Consider the following 21,525-nt stretch of genomic DNA (forward strand, 5'->3'; position numbering starts at 1 on the left):
TTGTTTGTGGGCAAAGATAACAATTGCTTGCGTAATCTTTGGATTTAGAAGCAATCAGGTTGATTTTTTAATGTTTTTAAACAAATCGGAAGCAAATACAAAATCATTTAATGCCTGATTTTCGGTATTGAAGATTTGATCTTTGTTGCCTTCCCATGCCTTATATCCTTTACTAATGAAAAGTATTTTCTCACCAATTTCCATAACTGAATTCATGTCGTGAGTATTAATAATGGTTGTCATATCAAACTCTTTGGTGATTTCCTGAATCAAATTGTCAATAACAATTGCAGTTACTGGATCTAAACCAGAGTTTGGTTCATCACAAAATAGATACTTTGGATTTAAAGCGATTGCTCTCGCGATTGCCACACGTTTTTGCATACCACCACTAATTTCAGCAGGGTAAAGATGGTTAGCATTTTGAATGTTTACTCTATCTAAACAAAAGGCTACCCTTTTACTCTTTTCTTTTTCCGACATGGTCGAGAACATGTCCAATGGAAACCTTACATTCTCTTCTACATTTAAAGAATCGAATAAGGCTCCACCTTGAAAGACCATTCCCATTTCCTTTCGGATTTCTTTTTTGCCTTTGTGATTTAGCTCAGTAAAATTTCTGTCGTTGTAGAAAATTGCACCATTATCAACATCATGTAAACCAATTATAGATTTAAGCAATACAGTCTTTCCTGATCCACTTTGGCCGATGATTAAATTGGTTTTACCTGATTCGAAGGTAATGGAGATATCGTTTAAGACTTTTAAATCGCCAAATGACTTATTTACGTTTTCCAGTCTGATCATTTTAAGAGAATTTGTGTAAGTATCACATTAGCCAATAGTATTAAAATACTACTGTTTACAACTGCTTTTGTACTTGCTTTTCCAACTTCGAGTGCTCCACCTTTTACGTAATAACCATAGTATGATGGTACGGCTGTGATGATAAAGGCAAAAACAACTGTTTTTATTAATGAGTAAGTGATATAATAGGGGATAAAGCCATATTGAATACCATAAATAAATTCTGAAATTGGAACGGTTCCTGTTAAGTATCCTGCCGATAATCCACCCAATATCCCTACAAATACACTTAAAACATACAAGAATGGGTTAATAAAAATAGCGGCTACTATTTTGGGAAGGATTAAGTGGTTTGCAGAATTAATACCCATTATTTCCAATGCATCAATTTGCTCTGTAACTCTCATCGATCCAATTTCTGAAGCGATATTTGAACCAACTTTACCTGCAAGAATCAAACCTACAATGGTTGATGAAAACTCAAGAAGCATAGATTCCCTGGTTGTATAGCCTACCAAATAATCTGGCAAAAGTGGGTTAAGCATATTATATGCCGTTTGCAACGAAATAACGGCCCCCATGAATAGAGAAATAATTACTACGATCCCAATTGAATTGATTCCAAGCTTATGAATTTCCTTCACAATTTGTGAGAAAAATAACTTTCCCTTTTCTGGTTTGGAAAGAACCAAAAGAAGGAATCTAGAGAATTTACCAACGTGTTCAAACAGATTCATAACTTAACTTGTTTACGATAAAAGTACAAATAATTTACTTATTGAATCAGTTGAGTAGTTCGTGTTCAGTAATACCAAAACTATTTTTGATTTGAATTGAGTTTTCTGTATTTTAGGATATCTAATATTTATATGCATATTATTAATAATCAAATATGAATCCTAATAACTACTGCGTAATAATGGCAGGTGGAGTCGGCTCTAGATTCTGGCCATTGAGTAAAAATCTGCGACCGAAACAATTTCTTGATATTCTTGGAACAGGTAAAACTTTAATTCGACATACCTTTGAAAGGTTTGCTTCTGTTTGCCCTGTTGAAAATTTCTTTGTGGTTACTAATGCCATTTATAAGGATTTGGTATTGGAACAGATTCCTGAAATGAAGGAAGATCAGGTATTGTTGGAACCTTTAAGAAGAAATACAGCACCTTGTATTGCTTACGCGAATTATAAGATTTTAAAAAGAAATCCTAATGCGTCAGTAGTGGTTACTCCTGCTGATCATTTAATTCTGAACGAAGTAAAGTTTTTGGAGGTTTTAAAAGAAGGAATCGAATTTGTAAGTAATGAGGATAAACTACTAACACTAGGAATGAAGCCTAGCAGACCTGAAACTGGTTACGGTTATATTCAGGTTGGGAAAAAATCGGTAGAGAAATCTTCGGATATTTATCCTGTAAAGACATTTACCGAGAAACCGCATTTAGATTTGGCAAAAATATTTTATGAGTCAGGAGAGTTTTTCTGGAATTCAGGAATATTCTTGTGGTCATTACAAGCCATTCAGAATGCATTCAATAAGTTCTTGCCTGATGTAAATGCACTATTTGATTCAATTCTTGAGGATATTGATACAGCAAAAGAGCAAGATGCAATTGATAAGATTTACCCTGAGTGTCAGAATATCTCTATCGATTATGGCATTCTTGAAAAATCAGATAATGTATACGTATACTGTACCGAATTTGGTTGGTCTGATTTGGGAACCTGGGGATCAATGTATGAACACTCTACTAAAGACGATAATCAAAATGCCATTCAGGGAGAAAATGTAATGTTGTACGAATCGAAAGATTGTTTGGTAAATGCACCAAATGAAAAGTTGGTGGTTGTACAAGGTCTAAAGGATTATATTGTTGTGGATACCGATAAGACTCTGCTAATTTGCCGCAAGCGTGATGAGCAGGAGATTCGAAAGTTTGTGAACGATGTAAAAATAACAAAAGGAGAAGAGTATATTTAATCTCAATATTTCAGCAAAAGAAAAGGACCTCAAATAGAGGTCCTTTTTTATTTTGAATGCTTATTAAATTCTACCATTCCCAAAGGTCATGCTCATATTCGAAAATATCGTTCTTAATTCTTTCAGCTTCTAGCATCGAATTAATACCAACTGTATATTCGCTAATTCCTCGGTTGTTGTGTACGTTAGAAATTTGAGTGATGTAACTTGAAAATCTTCTCTTCATGAATAAATCATCGAAAGAATAACGAGCTGCATCGTTAAAAGGATTAAATACCTCGTGGGTTGCTAGCAATGGTCTTGCCTCTGGAAAGTAGATCCAAAATAGCTGTTTCTTTTGTACACCATCCATTGCTGTATCGCCATCTTTTACATACTCACGAATTGGGCAAATACCAATAATTCGAACTTGCATGGTTGAAGTTTGCTTATCGAAGAACCATTGCTCTTTTACCATATAGCGCTTCACATCGTCGGTGTGCATTTCTCCAGGAATAATGACTGGTTCTAACTCACCGGTTAGCCTGTTGCGTTGCATTATGGTGTCAGCTTGCGCATCGAACTTCGCATGAATTTCGTCCAATGTCATTGGCTCTTTAAATTCATCATCGGTTGTTGAATAGGCAGTTAAACCTTCATTCTCGATGCCGTACATCAATAAATCAATTAAGCTGTAACGATCGTCTTGTGGAGTAGTTGGATAATACATAGGAAGGTTCATTTTTTCCCTTAAATCCACAATTCTCCAAACCAATTTCGACCACATTACATCCGATTCACGAATGTTTGAGAAAGGAATTGGTTTACGATTCTTAATGTGATTTTTACTGTACACACTGGTTGCTTTTGTTTGCGACATTACATTCGCAGAACAAAATAGTGCCAGACCAATTAATAGTAATAAGCTTTTTTTCATCGTATGTAAATTTTATTACTCTATTCTAAATACAATAGCTGGTAGATTTCTGGTAACACCATCGGGACCTACCGCCCTAATATCTTCGATATAAACTTTGTTATTTCTTCTCAAATTTCTGAACATTTTAATTTGTTCAGGAGTGAAGGTATCCGTTCTTGAGACTTCGTCAACTGTAAATCCTTTTTGAATGGTTGATACCGTAAATCCTGTAATTTTAAATTCAAGATCAAAATCAAAATTATCCATTACAGCATCAACACCTTGTTGAGCCATCAGCAAGTTTTTCTTGATTTTACCACCACTCTTGTCTGCAATTTTGGCAACAGGATCTGGAATTGGTTTTACTCTAAAATCAACAGTTCTTAACGGTCTCCAATCTCCATCGAAATTCGCTTCTACCTTAACTTTAGCAACACGTCCAACAACCTGAGGTTTTGCGATGTAATCATCACCTCTCTGAATTAGTTTTCCATTGGTCATTGTTGCTCGAATCTTATCTGAAGAGAACCCTGGAGCAGAAATACTCACTGGATTATCAACTCCAACATAGAATACATTCATTTTGGTTGGAGAAACTACTACATTTGGTTCTGCCACAATGTACTCTGATGAAAATTCAAGTTCTTTTTCAATTCCGGAAGGAGTTGTGTATGTAAGGATTCCTCCCCATTTTACCGGTCCAACTTTATCTGCCTTAGCAGTGTAAGTTGCTCTTCCATCATTGTCATACTCTGTTAAAGCACCTCTTCTATCAACTACAACAGTAGGATACTGAGTGGTATCTACAGCAGCTAAAAATACTTGAGCTTTATAAGTTTCACCCTTTAAAATATAACTTGAAGGGGCATATACTTCAGCTTTCAACTTGTTAAAGCTAAAAGATTCTGCTTCAATTTGGTTGAATAGATAGTTTACGATATCAGATTCTGTATTCCTGATATCAGACTGCATTTTTGATAGAAGAGTAACCGCACCTACCAATGGAGTATGGTTAAATAGTTTGGATTCCCATGAATAATTTGGATCTCCTTTTTTACTTTTCTCAGGTTTTGAAGTATCTAATGTTTCTTGAATTGCATGACGAAGTCTTTCATCATTTTCATCAACATGATTCAAAACCAATTCTCGATAATTAGAAATGGCTTGTCTTAAATCTTTACCATGTCTTCCCACTATCATTACTTCACCAGGAATATCAATATTATCTCTACTTTTGATATTCTTCATGTCATACTCTGGGCCATCAGCTTTCTCAACTATTTTTTCTTTTAACATTTGAATATAGTTGAATAGACTATCAGATTGTATTCTAATATTTTGAGCGTATTCCCAAGATTCTTTTACTTTATTTTCATTTGCTTCGTAAGCAGTTTTGAATTCTCCGTAGGTAACGGCAGTTTTTTCTTCAAAAGTCGATATGGTTTTTGATAAACCATTATCAATTGTTGTAAAAGCGTCCAGTACTTCGTTTGATACATTTATCGCCAACATTGCTGTCAGAAATAAATACATCATCCCAATCATCCGTTGCCGTGGCGTTTCTTTACAATTACTTGCTCCCATTTCAGCTTAGCTTGATTGTTAATACTAGTTCTTCTTAGAATGATCCATTGCACTTAACATGTTACCGTAGATGGTATTTAATGCAGATAGATTTTGATTCAATTGTTCAGTTTCTTTGCGATAAGTTTGTGCATTCTCTAACGTTGCAGTAAGAGTTTGAAGCACCTTATCTAAATCCTGATGTACATTTTTGGCATTTTCCATCTGCTGATTACCTTGCTTTAATTGCAATTCGTAAATCGCATTCAGTGATGAAAGATTATTATTCATCGCCTCCATAGAGGTAATGAAATTGCCACTGTTTTCAGAAATTTTACCAAAGTCATTCTGTAATGATTGATCGATTTTCTGATATGAATTCAATAGGTTATTACCTGACTCGTTTACTTTATCCGCAAATTCTTTTCCTGAATTTTCAACAGAAGAAGCTGCATTTTGGTATGAAGCACTTAGTTGATTTGCAGAATCAGAAAGTTGTTGTGTGCTATCGGCATATTTACCCGAAAATTCCCCAACAGATTCTGAAGCTTTTTGCATGGTTTGAATGTATCCATCAGTAGCTGTAGCAGCATCTGATAGATTTGACAAATTATCAGCAGCATTGGTAAGCTTAGCTATACCTTGGCTTAGGTGTGACAATTTATCTGGTTCAACACTAATTTTTTCAAGTAATTGTTGCAACTGTTCTAAGCCTTCAACTTGAACTCCGCCACCTTTTACCATTTGTTCGCGTGGTTCCAAACCAATTAGTTCAGGATATACCAAACTCCAATCTGGTTGTTCGTGTGGTGGTTCAAATGCTGAAAAGAAGAAAATAATTGCCTCAACAGACATACCTACTGACAAAAGTAAGCCTGCATAAGGGTAATGCATAATTTTAAACAAGGCACCAATTAGTACGACGGAAGCCCCCCAACCATACACGTAGCCCATAAATTTTTTCCATCTCGGAGATTGTACCAGTTCTGTAATATTCATGTCGGATTTATTGAATAGGTCTAAAAATAAATAGTTAATGAGTAGATTATCTACCTAAATGAGTTCTTACACAGCGGAAACCGATATACGACTTTGCAGTATCCTGATATTCGTATGTTCTGGTTGCGCATTGCATGTAATATCCAATGTCTTTCCAGGATCCACCTCTAATCACTTTTCTCTTCAATGCTGGAGGATCATCAGGAAGTGCATTGTATTCATAATTCGGATTCATATCGTGTGTAAAAGAATAGGCTGATTCATCGTAAGCTCCAGAAGTCCATTCTGCAACATTACCTGCCATATCGTAAAGACCATACTCGTTAGGTTCATAGCTTCCAACTGGAAGAGTAACCAAACCACCATCGTCTACATAATTACCACGCAAAGGTTTAAAGTTTGCCAAGAAACAACCTTGATCATTTCTAGTGTAATTACCACCCCAAGGGTACATATTTTGTGCAATTCCACCACGTGCGGCATACTCCCATTCCGATTCGGTTGGTAGGCGGTAGTCCTGAACTGGATAATCTCCTTCAGCTTTTAATGCTGAATTGTGGAAACGAGTTCTCCAAATAGAGAAAGCCGTTGCTTGTTTCCATGATACACCCACTACTGGATAATCATCATATCCTGGATGCCAGAAATATCTTTTTGTCCAAGGATCATTATATGAATAAGTAAAATCTTGAATCCAGCATAGAGTATCTGGGTAAATATTTAATGCTTCTTTCATGATAAAAGAAGATCTGTCTTCAATTTGTTTTCTACCACCTTTGTAGTCATCTACCATACCTTCGTACTCGCCCGTTTCGTAATTGTAACGGTTCGATTTTTTAGCTGCTTGCTGAAGGTCAACCCATTCATACTGATATTTCAGTTTTCTGGTATCAATCTCTTTGTTGCGGAAAAATCTTTCATGTTCAGGAAGATACATTTCTTCAAGAATTTCAACATACTCTTCATCATTCCAATCTAATCTTTCGTCCCAGTTAATGAAAGGAGGGTCGATAGGATTACCATTGTCATCTTCTGCAATCAGGAACTCCTCAAATTGTTGTCCTAATAACTGACGAGCAATAGAGTCGCGTACCCAGTATACGAACTGACGGTATTCATTATTGGTAATTTCTGTTTCGTCCATCCAAAATGATTCAACAGAAACAGTTTTTGTTGTTGCGTTCAGTGCCCAAGCTACGTCTTGGTCGTTTGGCCCCATAGTAAAGCTTCCTCTCGGAATTTCTACCATACCGTAAGGTTTCGGCTCAAACCATTTTCCTCTCTGACCGACACCAACAAGTTCTCCATTTCCTGTGCGGCTTCCACACGATGATAAGAACAATAAAACAATTACACCTAGTGTTGTAAGTAGTTTATTCATAGTGGTTTTGTAAATTGTGCTAAAAGCACAGATTTTTAATATTTTTTATAAAAATCGAATACTCTTATATTTTTGATTTCGGCTTTCCAATTTAGTGTTGAATCTGTACGTTAACAGAAACTCATGAGATGCTTTTGCAATTTTCGATGTTGAAATATCATATGCATATCCAACTTGAATTCCATTATTGAATAATACACCTACCATTCCAACAATCGCATCATCAACTCTATATGAAACGCCTCCCCAAATCTTTTTATTGTATCGTAACAAACTGTTTATATCAATTTGAGAAACAACAGCATCTGTTTTATAAAATACAGATGGTATAACTTCCCAGCTTTCATCAAGCTTAAAGGTATATCCGGCAGTTGCGTAATAATGCCTTGCCAAATAGGTTTCTACCGATTCACTATATCCAACAGAAGGCTCCGTGACATGCAATACGGAAACTCCGGCATAAAAGTTATCGGTTTGGTAAAAAATTCCCAATCCAGGATCGAAAACCATTTTACCTTCATCAATTGTTCCTCCTCCTAAATCATCTTGAACTGAAGAATATTCATCTCCATCGGGAACAAACCATTCTCCTTTTAACGCATTGTTTTGTAGTCCAAGACTTGCTCCAAAGTACAAAGAACCTGTGCTAAGCTTCTTCTCATAGGAGTAACTTAGTCTAAAAACAGTATTTTTTTCAAAACCCAATTCGTCTCTAACAATACTTAATCCTAAACCATGAGTTCTGCCTCCAAATCGCACGGGAGCACTTAGGTTTACAACCGTTGTAACGGGTGCATTTTCGAAGCCAACCCACTGTTGGCGATTAATTGCTGAAACGACAATATCCTTCTCGGCTCCAGCATATGCTGGGTTTACGGAAAGGATATTAAACATATTTTGACTGAACTGTGGATCCTGTTGTGCCCTCAAAATCAGAGAGCAACAAATAAATATTATGACGAAAAATATTCTTTTCATGGAACTTTATATAGTTCAGTAATTTTCAAAAACTGTGAGGAGTAAAGTAAATAAAAATAAATCTTCCTTACAAGTTTTATCAGAGGTTCAAGCGCTTTTATCAACAATTTTCAGATGTCTACTTTTTAAAAATATTTAGCTGTCAAAATATTAAATTAAACAAATAAAATCTATAACTATTTATAAATCTGATTAGCGCATATAAATAGCGTAACCATTATTTACGATGATTTTATTATTTTGTTAATGTATTTTTAAGGTTTTATTTTTGAATTAACAATATAATGAAAGACTTGTAAGAAAGGAATTCCCCAAAGATCAATAAAAAAGGGCTGTTCGTTGATTGGAACAGCCCTGAAAAATTTCTTTTAGGAATTTATTTTTTTGCCTTTTTGGCAGTTGTAGTTTTTTTCTTCGTCGTTGTAGTTTTCTTTTTAGTCACAGTTTTTTTAGCAGTCGTCTTCTTTGTAGCTGCTTTTTTAGTGGTTTTCTTTTTAGGACCCTCTTTGATGATCTTCATGCAATCCTCAAAGCTTAATGCCTTAGGATCTTCAATATCTTTTGCTAAACGGAAATTCTCTTTCTTGTAAGCAATGTAGGGTCCCCAACGACCATTTAATATTTGTAGATCTGGATCTTCATCAAATGCTTTGATGAATTTTTCTCTATCCTTCTTTCTCTTTTCTTCAATTAATTCAATAGCTCTCGGAAGATTAATCTCCATAGGATCATCTACATCCTTTTTAAGGGATGCGAATTTACCATCGTGACGCACATATGGACCAAATCGACCAATTGCCACAACTACCTTTTTATCTTCGTACAAACCTAAATCTCTAGGAAGTTTAAATAAATCAATGGCTTCTTCAAGCGTGATGGTTTCCAAATGTTGTCCAGGTCGTAAGCTGGCGAATTTAGGAGCTTCAGCTTCTTTATCTTCTGGAGTTTCTCCTAACTGTGCCATAGGACCATATCTTCCGATACGAACCAAAATCACTTTGCCTGTTTTAGGATCTTCACCTAAAATTCTTTCACCAGTTGATCTTTCTGAATGTTCAAGCGTCTTTTCTACATTTTCATGGAAAGGATTGTAGAACTTTCCAATCATTTCATGCCAAATCAACTTACCCAAAGCAATATCATCAAATTCTTTCTCTACATCAGCAGTAAAGTTGTAATTCATTACATTCGGGAAGTGCTCATTCAAGAAATCGGTAACCACCATTCCTATATCAGTTGGGAAAAGTTTTCTTTTCTCAGCACCAGTGATCTGAGTTTTTACTTCTTCAGTAATATTATTTTCCTTCAGGTTGATTACCTCATACTTTCTCTCAACTCCATCTCTTGATTCTTTTACTACATATCCACGGTTTTGAACGGTAGTAATGGTTGGAGCATAAGTAGATGGACGACCAATTCCAAGTTCTTCCAACTTCTTCACCAAACTAGCTTCGGTAAATCTTGGTGGACGATAGGTGAAGTTTTGAGTCGCATTCAAGAAATCTTCAACAACAGGATCGTTAACTTTTACCGTTGGTAATAAAGTTTCTTCTTGTTTTCCATTTTCATCATCGGTAGATTCCATGTATACTTTTAGGAAACCATCGAATTTGATCATTTCTCCAGTTGCGATAAATTCCTCGCCATTGGTTGATGCAGCAATTTTAATATTGGTTTTCTCCAATTTTGCATCACTCATCTGAGAAGCAATGGTTCTTTTCCAAATTAGGTTGTACAAACGAATCTCATTCGATTCCCCATTAATTACCTCTTTATTTAAATAGGTAGGACGGATGGCCTCGTGAGCCTCTTGTGCACCTTTATTTTTGGTTTGATATTTTCTGATTTTCACATACTCTTCGCCATGACGCTTGGTAATTTCTTCTTTAGCTGCAGCCAATGCAGTATCAGCAAGATTTACAGAGTCAGTTCTCATATATGTGATATTACCGGCTTCGTACAAACGCTGGGCAACGGCCATGGTTTGTGCCACTGAAAATCCTAGTTTTCTACTTGCCTCCTGTTGTAAGGTTGAAGTAGTAAAAGGAGCAGCAGGTTTACGAGTCGAAGGTTTCTTCTCAATATCGCTAACCTTATATTCTGCATTTTTACAACTTTCTAAGAACTGAAGAACTTCTTCTTTTGTAGCGAAACGTTTTGGATACTCAGCTTTTAAAGTTTTCTGATTTCCATTTTCTTCAGTTATAAAGAAGTTGGCAACTACTTTGTAGTAAGCTTCAGGTTTAAATGCAATAATTTCTCTTTCTCTTTCCACCAAAAGTCGAACAGCAACCGACTGTACACGACCTGCCGAAAGTTGAGGTTTTACTTTTTTCCACAATACTGGCGAAATCTCAAAACCTACCAAACGATCTAATATTCTTCTTGCTTGCTGTGCATTAACAAGATTATCATCAATATCGCGAGGATTTTCGATTGCTTTTAGAATTGCCGGCTTTGTAATTTCATGAAAAACAATTCGTTTGGTGTTCTCTTTTTTCAATTTCAACACTTCAAACAAGTGCCATGCAATAGCTTCTCCTTCGCGGTCTTCATCGGATGCGATCCAAACCGTTTTTGCTTCCTTTGCAAGTTTCTTTAATTCGGTAACTACCTTTTTCTTGTCAGTAGATACAATATATTTAGGTGTGAAATTGTTTTTGATGTCAATCCCAAAATCCTTTTTTTCCAAATCCCGAATATGCCCAAAACTAGACTTAACCAAGAAATCTTTGCCTAAAAATTTCTCGATTGTTTTTGCTTTTGCAGGGGACTCAACTATTACTAAATTCTCTACCATCTCGAATCTGTTCTTTGGGAAGTTTAGGTTAAAATTTTTTGCAAAGTAAAACAATAAGGTGCCTAAGTTCAAAATTTTGTTGTAATTATTTTGATATTACCTTATTATAATGTAGGTCAAAAATCCAATAAAATGCCGAAAAATACGTCTTATATGTTAGAATTTAATTTGCTATTTTTACAGCTCATAAAAAATACCGTAGTATGTCTGAAATCAATCCAAATATGGAAATAGATCCTAATGCAGAATTGAATCCTGGAAATGAAGAGGTAAGCAAGTCGAAAATTAAGACTTACAAAAAGCCATTGCTAATATTTTGGTCGATCTTTATTGTAGGACTTGTATGTGTTGTTTTGTTTTTTGCAGGTGTATCCAATGGTACTTTCGGATTTATGCCATCATTTGAAGAGTTGGAGAATCCTAAAAGTAGTTTGGCTACCGAAGTTTATACTGCAGATGGAGAATTATTAGGAAAGTTTTATTTCCAAAACCGGTCTTTTGTTGAACATGATGAGCTGTCGCCATACTTGATTGATGCACTAATCGCAACAGAGGATGTTCGATTCGAGAGTCACTCGGGAATTGATCTTCGAGGTTTAGGACGTGTTTTTAAAGGATTGTTAACTGGTGACAGTAGTGCAGGTGGTGGTAGTACCATTTCTCAGCAGTTGGCTAAAATGCTTTTCCCTCGCGAAGAGTTTAAAAACAAATTGAGTATTGTTTTCAGAAAATTTAGAGAGTGGGTAATTGCAGTTAAGCTGGAAAGAAGCTATACCAAAGAAGAAATCATGACCATGTATTTTAACAAATACGATTTCTTGAATCTTGCTGTTGGTATCAAATCGGCCGCAAATGTATATTTTAATACAACTCCTGATTCATTAAAATTGGAACAAGCTGCCATGTTGGTTGGTATGGCAAAGAACTCGTCATATTACAATCCACTAAGAAGACAGGAGCTTACCAAAGGGCGACGTAATACGGTTCTTTCACAAATGGTAAAGTATGGTTATTTGGAAAATCAGGTGGCTGATTCATTGAAGCAGTTGCCATTGGGAATCGATTACCAAAAAGTGGATCACAAGAGAGGAATGGCTCCATATTTTAGAGAGTATTTGAGAATGTCTCTTACTGCCAAGAAGCCGGAAAGAAAAAATTATCCTTCATGGAATATGCAAAAGTTCAAGCAAGATTCTTTGGAATGGGAAATCAATCCTTTCTATGGCTGGTGCAATAAAAACCAGAAAGCTGATGGCACACCATACAATATATATAAGGATGGTTTAAAGATATACACCACTCTTGATTCCAGAATGCAGAAGTATGCCGAGCAAGCAGTTGAAGAACACTTGGGACTAGATTTGCAGAAAGGATTCGACAGAGAAAAGGAAAAGCATAGAAACCCACCTTTTTCTGATGATTTGAGTGATGAAGCCTTCGAACATCAAATGGATCTTTCGATTCGCAGAAGTGAAAGGCACCGTGTTCTGAAAAAGAAAGGCTTGTCATTTGATCAGATCAAAGAGAATTTTAAAAAGCCTGTTAAAATGAAAATATTCACCTGGAAAGGTGAGCGAGATACCATTATTTCGCCAATGGATTCTATGTTGTATTACAAAGGATTTTTACGTGCTGGTTTCATGTCAATGGTGCCACAAACTGGTGAGGTAAGAGCTTATGTTGGTGGTCCAAATTACAAGCACTTCATGTATGATATGGTTACACTTGGTAAACGTCAGGTTGGATCTACCATTAAACCATTTTTGTACACATTGGCTATGCAGGAAGGTTTAACGCCTTGCGATAAAGTGCCAAATATTCCGCAAACTTTTATATTGCCTGATGGTACACCTTGGACATCCAGAAACTCAACAGAAGCTCATAGTGGTGAAATGGTAACTTTAAAATGGGGATTGGCTCATTCGGTAAATAACATTTCGGGATGGGTGTTGAAGCAAACCAACCCTGAAGCAGTGGTTTCTATGGCTCGTAAAATGGGAGTAGTGAGTAAAATAGAGGCTGTGCCTTCTATATATTTGGGAACTTCTGATATTTCGGTTTACGAAATGGTTGGTGCCTACGGTTCGTTCGCCAATAAAGGAGTTTACATTAAACCACGTTTCATTACCAAGATTGAAGATAGCAAAGGCAACTTAATTGCACAGTCGGTTCCACAAAAAACCGAGGTAATGAATGAAAGAACCGCATATCTAATGGCCAACTTGTTGCAAGGTGTGGTTAGGGAAGGAACAGGTAGAAGATTAAGATTTAAATATCATTTGTATAATCCAATTGGAGGAAAAACAGGCACAACACAGAATCATTCCGATGGTTGGTTCATGGGAATCACCCCAGAGTTGGTTTCAGGAGTTTGGGTTGGTGCTGAAGATAGATCAATTCGTTTTGAAGGAATTCGATTAGGACAGGGAGCGAATATGGCTCTTCCAATTTGGGGATTGTACATGCAAAAAGTATATGGTGATAAAACTTTAGGCATGAAAAAAGGAGATTTTGAAAAACCTCGAGGTGTTAATATAAACTTAGATTGTGAAGCTGTAAGCAACGATAATTCGAACAACACTACGGAGGATTTTGATGATGAAGATTTCTTTTAAGAATCAGATTTAAAATCTGTTGCAAGATCAAGTAATTTTTTTTAAAATTGTACTGCGATTCAGGTTCTCCGACAGGAGAATAATAGGGAATCCTGTTTAAATCAGGAGCTGTCCCCGCAGCTGTAAGTTCCGATTCAATTGTGAATCTGTGTTTTTAACAAGTGTTCCACTGTTCCGATACTTCGGGATGGGAAGGAGTTAAAAACCGGAACAAGCCAGAAGACCTGCCTGGGTTATGGATTTTAGCTTTCGGGCATGAAAAGCAGAAAAGATTCAGTTTATCCTTTCTATTCCGATGCTAGCAGATTCGGTAAGCCAAACCGACTCGAAAAAATTCATAGTAACTGTTTTACTATTGAGGATGTCTCGCCAAGGCATCCTCTTTTTTTTGCCTTAAAATCTATAAAAGTCAAATGGACGAATGGTCAAAAGTCGATATAATCATCACTTAATATTCCTTGACTTTATAAACTTCGCACCTGACACTTCTGCTTTTAATCTCTTACTTGGACGAAAGGCAATTTTGGTATTTGTAATTTTTCTTGCGGTAACTTCCTCTTCTGTATCGCATCCTTCTCCCGACGCATGAAGTGAGAAAATACCCAAGCCTTCCAAATCGATACTGCAATTGTCTTTTAATAAATCTGGTATTTCAGTTATGAAGGTATGTAGTACACCCATAACATCTCCTTCGCTAAAGGTTGACATTAAGGCAATGTGTTCACATAGCTCCTTCATTTTAACGGTTTTCCGATTGGTAATTCGTGGATAATACTTGTATTTTCCACCACCTTTAACACCCGGACTTGCATATTTTACAATTTTATATTCTACGCTCATAACAATAGGTTTAGGGTAATTTGTAGTTTCGTTTTAATGAGCCTTTGCTTATGTACAAAAACTTGATACCTTAAGTTATGAAATTATAACAGGTGTAAAAAATAAATTTAACACGTGTTAAAAGTTATTATAACACGTGTTGAAAAATGAAGCCGTAGTTTGAGAATTTACAAGTTCACAGTTAAGCTTGTGGATTTGTAAGAGTAGTTTGTATGAATTCCTACTGTCTGAATAAGGTTTGGAATACCTGTCCCACCTTGCTTACCAAATGCACTTTAATTTTAAACTTGGAGATATCTAATCCTTTTAAGTTGTGTTTTGGAACAAAGATTTGCTTGAAACCTAATTTCTCAGCTTCGCTAATTCGTTGATCGATTCGGTTAACCGGACGAATTTCGCCTGATAGACCAATTTCTCCAGCAAAACAAACTTCCTTGGGGATAGATATATCGGTGCTTGATGAAAGCACTGCTATAATTACTGCCAAGTCGATGGCGGGGTCGTTCACCTTAATCCCTCCGGCAATGTTTAGGAAAACATCTTTGGTGGAAAGTCGGAAACCTGCACGTTTCTCCAAAACTGCTAAAAGCATGTTTAGGCGGCGCAAGTCGAAACCTGTTGATGAACGTTGCGGCGTACCGTAGGCAGCAGAACTTACCAACGCCTGAATCTCGATTAGGAATGGACGCATGCCTTCTATTGAAGCAGAAATAGCCGTTCCGCTCAGGCTTTCATCTTCCTGCGAAAGCAACAACTCCGAAGGATTGGAAACTTCTCTCAAACCGGTATGTTGCATTTCGTAAATTCCCATTTCGGATGTGGAGCCAAAACGGTTTTTGGTAGCTCGCAGAATTCGGTACATGTGGTTCTGATCGCCTTCGAACTGAAGAACGGTATCGACCATATGCTCCAAAATTTTTGGTCCGGCCAAACTTCCATCTTTGGTAATGTGACCAATTAAAAGAACTGGAACTGCCGATTGTTTGGCATACTGCAGCAGTTGCGAAGTACATTCCCTGATTTGAGAAACGCTTCCCGGACCTGCCTCGATTCTTTCTGTTGCCAGAGTTTGAATAGAATCGATTACCACAATATTAGGATTGGTATTTTTAACGTGAGAGAAGATGTTCTCCATCGAGGTTTCGCTTACAATTAAGCAATTGTCGTTATCGGCATTTATTCGATTTCCCCTCAGTTTAATTTGCTGTGCGCTCTCTTCTCCCGAAACGTAAAGTGTTTTGTAGTTTTTAAGATGTAAAGCAATTTGAAGTGCCAATGTTGATTTTCCAATTCCTGGTTCACCACCAATCAGGATTAAGGATCCCGGAACCAATCCACCTCCAAGAACACGATTCAACTCCATATTTTGGGTGTTGAACCTTTTCTCTTCCGAGGATGAAATTTCGGAAATCTTTAAAGGTTTGTTTTTGGAGTCACCGTTTGAACCAACCACATTTACGTTTTTCGATTTTACAACAATCTCTTCTACAAATGTGTTCCATTCGCCGCATGAAGGACATTTGCCTACCCATTTGGCAGATTCTACTCCACAATTCTGGCAGAACCAGGCACTTTTTGTTTTTGCTTTAGCAACCACGTTTTTACAATTAACAATTAATAATTAGCAGTGAATAATAAATGTTTCAAAGCCTTACTTGAAGTTTGATACTTATGGCTTGTAGCTTTAAATTAACCTTCTCGTTGTATTTTTTTGATGATTCCTGTTGATGAGAATCCTTCGATAAAGTCAAGGGTTTTAATTTCTCCACCTTTTGCTTTAACGATATCATATCCCACAATATCTTCAGCTTTGTAATCGCTTCCTTTTACCAGAATATCAGGCTGAACGAAATTAATTAAATTGTATGGAGTATCTTCTTCGAACAGAATTACCATATCCACAAATGCAAGTGAAGCCAACAGAAGGGCTCGTGAGTATTCATCGATAATTGGGCGAGTAGCACCTTTTAACCTTTGGGTTGATGAATCGGTATTTAAGCCGATAATCATTTTATTTCCCATGGAAGCTGCCGAAGCTAAATATTCAAGGTGACCACGATGAACAATGTCGAAACACCCGTTCGAAAATACGATCTTTTCTTCTTTAAATCGCCAGGTTTGCAATAGGTTAAAGGCATCTTCTTTTTGGAAGATGATCTTATCTTTGATCAATTTTAGCTTATCCATTTTTAAGATTTTGCTTAAAGGTAATTTATCGGCAAGAGAGTAGCAAAAGAATTATTGAATGAAGATTCTTAGATGTATTCACAAAAAAAAGGCTGATCTCGAAAGAACAGCCTTTGCATGTATTCTAAATGAATTTAGATCAATTTATTAGTTGCTGTGTCAGGGAACACCAAGCTTGGTTCCCAGCTTTTAGCTTCTTCAAAATCCATAGATGCATACGAGATGATGATGATTACATCACCAACAGCACATTTTCTGGCAGCAGCCCCATTCAAGCAAATTGTACCTGAACCTCTTTCGCCACGAATCACATAAGTCTCTAAGCGTTCACCATTGTTAATATTCACAATCTGAACCTTCTCATTTTCAATTAGGTTTGCTGCATCCATTAAATCTTCATCAATGGTTACGCTACCAACATACTGAAGATCTGCACCAGTTACCGATGCCTTGTGAATCTTCGATTTACAAACTTCAATGTACATTTTAATTTTAACTAATATTTAAAAAGTTATATTATCAATCAATCGAATTTTTCCTACCTGAACGGTGATACATCCAACTTTTACATTGTTTTCTTCCCAGCTGTTGATCGGCTGCAAGTATGTATCATCAACGATTTCAAAATATTCGACCGAAAGATATGGGTTTTTATTGATTTCATCAACTACCCAATCTCTCAATTCGTTTACACTTAAATCGGCTGCTAAGTTACAAGCTTTAAATAAAGTTTCAGATATTTTAGAAGCATTTTTTCGTTGTTCTTCTGTTAGTAGTAAATTTCTGGAACTCATTGCCAAACCATCTTCTTCCCTGATAATAGGGCATGGAACGACATTAACGTTTAACTTAAGATCTTTCACCATCTGCTTAATAACAGCTACTTGTTGAAAATCTTTTTGACCAAAATAGGCATTGTGCGGTGTAACAATGTCGAAAAGTTTACTTACAACCTGGGCAACTCCATTAAAATGTCCTGGACGATTTTTACCTTCCATTACATTATCAAGGTGCCCAAAATCAAATACACGAGTATCTGGCTCAGGATACATTTCCTCAACTTCAGGAATAAAAATCAAATCCGGATTGTATCTGGAAAGTTTTTCAAGATCTTCCTCAATGCATCTTGGGTAAGTTTTTAAATCGTTAGGATTATTAAACTGCGTTGGATTCACAAAAATACTTACAACTGTAATATCATTCTCTTTTACTGATTCGGCTGTAAGTGACAAATGGCCGTCGTGTAAAGCCCCCATGGTTGGTACGAATCCTATACTTTTTCCTTCCTCTATAAACTTGCTGATTTTTGCTTTTGTTTCAGCAACAAGTTTTACTATTTCCATCCCGTTTTAAAAATCTTACAAAACCATTTCGGTTTTTGGTTAAGACTGCAAATAAAATAAATAATTAATACTTGAGAAATAATAAGTGCATATAATTGTTTTGTAGGTGCTTTAACCCTTAATAAAGATCAGGTTTGTTAAATATTTTTATTAATTTTGCGCAGATAATCTGTATTAATATTTAGCGACTATATGGAAAAGACAAAAGTATTGTTTGTTTCACAAGAAATTACCCCTTACCTTCCTGAAACTGAAATGTCTGAAATTGGAAGATATCTTCCACAAGGAATCCAAGAAAAAGGAAAAGAAATTAGAACTTTCATGCCACGTTACGGTTGCATTAATGAAAGAAGAAATCAGTTACATGAGGTAATCCGCTTGTCTGGTATGAATTTGATTATTGATGATACGGATCATCCGTTGATCATTAAGGTTGCTTCTATTCAGGCTGCAAGAATGCAGGTATATTTCATTGATAACGAAGATTACTTCCACAGAAAGCAAATTTTGACGGACGAAAACGGTGATGGATTTGCAGATAATGATGAAAGAGCGATTTTCTTTGCTCGTGGAGTTTTAGAAACTGTTAAAAAATTACGTTGGGCTCCAGATGTAGTTCACTGTCAAGGATGGTTTACTGGATTGACTCCATTGTATTTAAAGAAAGCATTTAATGAAGATCCATTATTTACGGATACAAAAGTGGTTTTCTCTATTTACGATGATGAATTCCCAACACCATTTAGCTCTGATTTCAAAGCAAAAGCGATTATTGAAGGAGTAGAAGAAGATGACGTAAAAGTATTGGAAGATGCGAATTATGTAGCTCTTCACAAATTGGCAATCGATCAATCTGATGCGATTATCATGGGTAGTGAAAATATTAATGAGGAAATTAAGGCTTATGCTGAAGCTTCAGGAAAGCCATTTATGCCTTATAAGAACAAAGAAGAATACGTTACTGCTTACTCAGAATTTTACGATGAGTTAGTGGCTGAATAGTAGGAATCTAAAATATATTTGAAAGTGCATTTAAACTTTGGTTTTTATGCACTTTTTTTATCGATATAAATTGCGGTTAAGTTTGGTGAGTAAGCTAACTTATTATATTTTTAGGAGAAATTTATTGATAATTGAAATGAAACTGTAGGTTTGAGGCTAACTTTCATAAAATTAAGCTTATAGTGTGATTTTCAATTTAGATTTATAAACCAATCTTGAGTGGTACCGAGATTGAAATTTATGTATTTATGTGTGGAATAGTTGGTTACATTGGCGATAAGGATGCTTATCCTATATTGGTCAATGGCTTAAAAAGATTAGAATATCGCGGATATGATTCTGCAGGTATTGCACTTCGAACAAACCAAACTCAAGTATTTAAGTGCAAGGGTAAGGTTAATGATTTAGAAAATCATGTAAAGGGACACGACATTTCAGGTTCCATAGGTATAGGGCATACTCGTTGGGCGACTCACGGAGAACCAAATAATGAAAATGCTCACCCTCACCGTTCAATGAATAATAAATTTGTAATTATTCACAATGGTATTATCGAAAACTACGCCTTCTTAAAGGAAAAACTAGTAAAAAGAGGTTATACATTCCAAAGTGAAACAGACACTGAGGTATTGGCAAACCTTATTGAATATATCTACCTAAAAGGTGAAGTTACTGCAGAAATAGCTGTACGTTTGGCACTTACTAAGGTAATTGGTGCATATGGATTGGTTGTTATTTGTGAAGATGAACCAAATCAATTAATTGCAGCAAGAAAAGGTAGTCCACTTGTTGTTGGTGTTGGAAACGGTGAGTATTTCCTTGCTTCAGATGCAACCCCAATTATTGAGTACACTCAAAGTGTAATCTATCTTAATGACGATGATGTTGCAATCATTAATCGTGATGAGTTGGTATTAAAAACTTTACAGAACGATAAATTAACACCTCACGTTCAGCAGTTGGATTTGGATATCGAACAGATTGAAAAAGGTGGATATGAGCATTTCATGCTTAAGGAAATTTTTGAACAAACCAGTTCGATTCATGACACCATTCGTGGTAGAGTTTCACCTCAAAATAAAGAAGTTTTCCTTGGTGGGATTAACGATGTAATTCCAAAATTAGTAAATGCACGACGAATTTTAATTATTGGTTGTGGTACTTCTTGGCATGCTGGTATGGTTGGTGAATATTTGTTCGAAGAATTTGCCAGAATCCCTGTTGAAGTAGAATATGCTTCGGAGTTCCGTTACAGAAATCCTGTAATTTTTGAAGATGATATTGTTTTGGCAATTAGCCAGAGTGGTGAAACTGCAGATACATTGGCAGCAATTAAGTTGGCAAAACAAGCAGGTGCAACCGTTTTGGGAATTTGTAATGTTGTTGGTTCAAGTATTCCAAGAGAAACTGATGCGGGTGTTTATACTCATGCTGGTCCTGAAATTGGAGTTGCTTCTACCAAAGCATTTACAGCTCAGGTTACAGTGCTTACCATGATGGCTATGTTGGTAGGTTACAGAAAAGGAACATTGCCAAAAGAAGAATATCACAAGCTAATTGATGAATTTGCACATCTTCCAGAGAAAATAGCTAAGATTTTAGAGAAGGATCAGGATATTAAAGAATTATCGAAGAGATATATTGAATCTACAAATGCACTTTATTTGGGTCGTGGCTTCTTGTTCCCAGTAGCATTGGAAGGAGCTTTGAAATTGAAAGAGATTTCGTACATCCATGCTGAGGGTTACCCTGCAGCTGAAATGAAACATGGACCAATTGCTTTAATTGATGAGCACATGCCAGTGTTTGTAGCAGCTACCAAGGATAAATCTTACGAAAAGATTGTAAGTAATATTCAGGAAGTGAAAGCTCGTAAAGGTCATGTTATTGCTATTGTTACCGAAGGAGATACTGTAATTGCTGATATGGCAGACTATGTGATTGAAATTCCGGAAACTTTAGAAGCATTAGCTCCTTTATTGACTGTAGTTCCTTTCCAGTTGATTTCTTATTACATTGCTGTATTACGCGGATGTAATGTTGATCAACCAAGAAACCTTGCAAAATCGGTTACAGTAGAATAAATTGAAAGTATCAGATATAAAAAGAGCGATGTCAATTGACATCGCTC

Annotated in this window: 17 protein-coding genes and 1 riboswitch; of the genes, 4 read left to right on the plus strand and 13 right to left on the minus strand. The window is 36.2% G+C overall.

Annotation, left to right across the window (positions count from 1 at the left end):
* Positions 1-54: 54 nt before the first annotated feature.
* Both DF185_RS17445 and DF185_RS17450 read right to left on the minus strand, forming a co-directional pair.
* Positions 55-807, minus strand: coding sequence for an ABC transporter ATP-binding protein (locus DF185_RS17445; protein ID WP_110362049.1), 753 nt, complete (start codon positions 805-807; stop codon positions 55-57).
* Positions 804-1,544 carry an MlaE family ABC transporter permease gene (locus tag DF185_RS17450; protein WP_110362050.1) on the minus strand — a complete coding sequence of 247 codons (741 nt, stop codon included), beginning with the start codon at positions 1,542-1,544 and terminating at the stop codon, positions 804-806. The genes DF185_RS17445 and DF185_RS17450 overlap by 4 nt, the downstream gene beginning before the upstream one ends.
* 155 nt (positions 1,545-1,699) lie before the next feature.
* Here DF185_RS17450 and DF185_RS17455 point away from each other — a divergent pair, with 155 nt between their 5' ends.
* Positions 1,700-2,788: a mannose-1-phosphate guanylyltransferase gene (locus DF185_RS17455; RefSeq protein WP_110362051.1), complete on the plus strand. Its 1,089-nt coding sequence runs from the start codon at positions 1,700-1,702 to the stop codon at positions 2,786-2,788.
* A gap of 70 nt (positions 2,789-2,858) precedes the next feature.
* On the opposite strand, the gene porN is transcribed toward DF185_RS17455, so the two are convergent.
* From porN to topA, 6 genes are all read right to left on the minus strand, one after another.
* Positions 2,859-3,704 (minus strand): type IX secretion system ring subunit PorN/GldN, encoded by an 846-nt coding sequence (gene porN / locus DF185_RS17460; RefSeq protein ID WP_110362052.1) that lies wholly within the window; start codon positions 3,702-3,704, stop codon positions 2,859-2,861.
* A 15-nt stretch (positions 3,705-3,719) separates the two neighbouring features.
* Positions 3,720-5,270, minus strand: coding sequence for a type IX secretion system motor protein PorM/GldM (porM, locus tag DF185_RS17465; protein ID WP_110362053.1), 1,551 nt, complete (start codon positions 5,268-5,270; stop codon positions 3,720-3,722).
* Between the two features lie 24 nt (positions 5,271-5,294).
* Positions 5,295-6,248, minus strand: coding sequence for a type IX secretion system motor protein PorL/GldL (porL, locus tag DF185_RS17470; RefSeq protein ID WP_110362054.1), 954 nt, complete (start codon positions 6,246-6,248; stop codon positions 5,295-5,297).
* 46 nt (positions 6,249-6,294) lie between these two features.
* On the minus strand, positions 6,295-7,629 hold the full coding sequence (gene porK, locus DF185_RS17475) for a T9SS ring complex lipoprotein PorK/GldK (RefSeq protein ID WP_110362055.1): 1,335 nt from the start codon (positions 7,627-7,629) through the stop codon (positions 6,295-6,297).
* Between the two features lie 45 nt (positions 7,630-7,674).
* Positions 7,675-8,607 carry a PorP/SprF family type IX secretion system membrane protein gene (locus DF185_RS17480; protein ID WP_110362056.1) on the minus strand — a complete coding sequence of 311 codons (933 nt, stop codon included), beginning with the start codon at positions 8,605-8,607 and terminating at the stop codon, positions 7,675-7,677.
* A 376-nt stretch (positions 8,608-8,983) separates the two neighbouring features.
* Positions 8,984-11,407, minus strand: coding sequence for a type I DNA topoisomerase (gene topA / locus DF185_RS17485; RefSeq protein ID WP_110362301.1), 2,424 nt, complete (start codon positions 11,405-11,407; stop codon positions 8,984-8,986).
* 203 nt (positions 11,408-11,610) lie between these two features.
* Here topA and DF185_RS17490 point away from each other — a divergent pair, with 203 nt between their 5' ends.
* Entirely contained in the window at positions 11,611-14,022 is a 2,412-nt protein-coding gene (locus DF185_RS17490; RefSeq protein ID WP_207784689.1) for a transglycosylase domain-containing protein, read from the plus strand.
* Between the two features lie 44 nt (positions 14,023-14,066).
* A riboswitch (cobalamin riboswitch) is annotated at positions 14,067-14,268 on the plus strand.
* Positions 14,269-14,466: 198 nt separating this feature from the next.
* Here the strand turns inward: DF185_RS17490 and DF185_RS17495 are convergent.
* From DF185_RS17495 to panC, 5 genes are all read right to left on the minus strand, one after another.
* Complete coding sequence (locus DF185_RS17495; RefSeq protein WP_110362057.1) at positions 14,467-14,862, minus strand: HU family DNA-binding protein; 396 nt, start codon at positions 14,860-14,862, stop codon at positions 14,467-14,469.
* A gap of 220 nt (positions 14,863-15,082) precedes the next feature.
* On the minus strand, positions 15,083-16,459 hold the full coding sequence (gene radA, locus DF185_RS17500) for a DNA repair protein RadA (protein ID WP_110362058.1): 1,377 nt from the start codon (positions 16,457-16,459) through the stop codon (positions 15,083-15,085).
* A 92-nt stretch (positions 16,460-16,551) separates the two neighbouring features.
* Entirely contained in the window at positions 16,552-17,049 is a 498-nt protein-coding gene (gene rfaE2 / locus DF185_RS17505; RefSeq protein ID WP_110362059.1) for a D-glycero-beta-D-manno-heptose 1-phosphate adenylyltransferase, read from the minus strand.
* 134 nt (positions 17,050-17,183) lie between these two features.
* Entirely contained in the window at positions 17,184-17,534 is a 351-nt protein-coding gene (gene panD, locus DF185_RS17510) for an aspartate 1-decarboxylase (RefSeq protein WP_110362060.1), read from the minus strand.
* An 18-nt stretch (positions 17,535-17,552) separates the two neighbouring features.
* Positions 17,553-18,392, minus strand: coding sequence for a pantoate--beta-alanine ligase (panC, locus tag DF185_RS17515; RefSeq protein ID WP_110362061.1), 840 nt, complete (start codon positions 18,390-18,392; stop codon positions 17,553-17,555).
* Positions 18,393-18,584: 192 nt separating this feature from the next.
* On the opposite strand from panC, the gene DF185_RS17520 reads away from it, so the two are divergent.
* Complete coding sequence (locus DF185_RS17520) at positions 18,585-19,394, plus strand: glycogen/starch synthase (RefSeq protein WP_110362062.1); 810 nt, start codon at positions 18,585-18,587, stop codon at positions 19,392-19,394.
* A gap of 248 nt (positions 19,395-19,642) precedes the next feature.
* Positions 19,643-21,478, plus strand: a complete 1,836-nt coding sequence (gene glmS / locus DF185_RS17525) for a glutamine--fructose-6-phosphate transaminase (isomerizing) (RefSeq protein WP_110362063.1) — start codon at positions 19,643-19,645, stop codon at positions 21,476-21,478.
* Positions 21,479-21,525: the final 47 nt, after the last annotated feature.

Origin of the sequence: Marinifilum breve (genome assembly GCF_003202155.1) — a bacterium.
GTDB classification, from domain to species: domain Bacteria; phylum Bacteroidota; class Bacteroidia; order Bacteroidales; family Marinifilaceae; genus Marinifilum; species Marinifilum breve.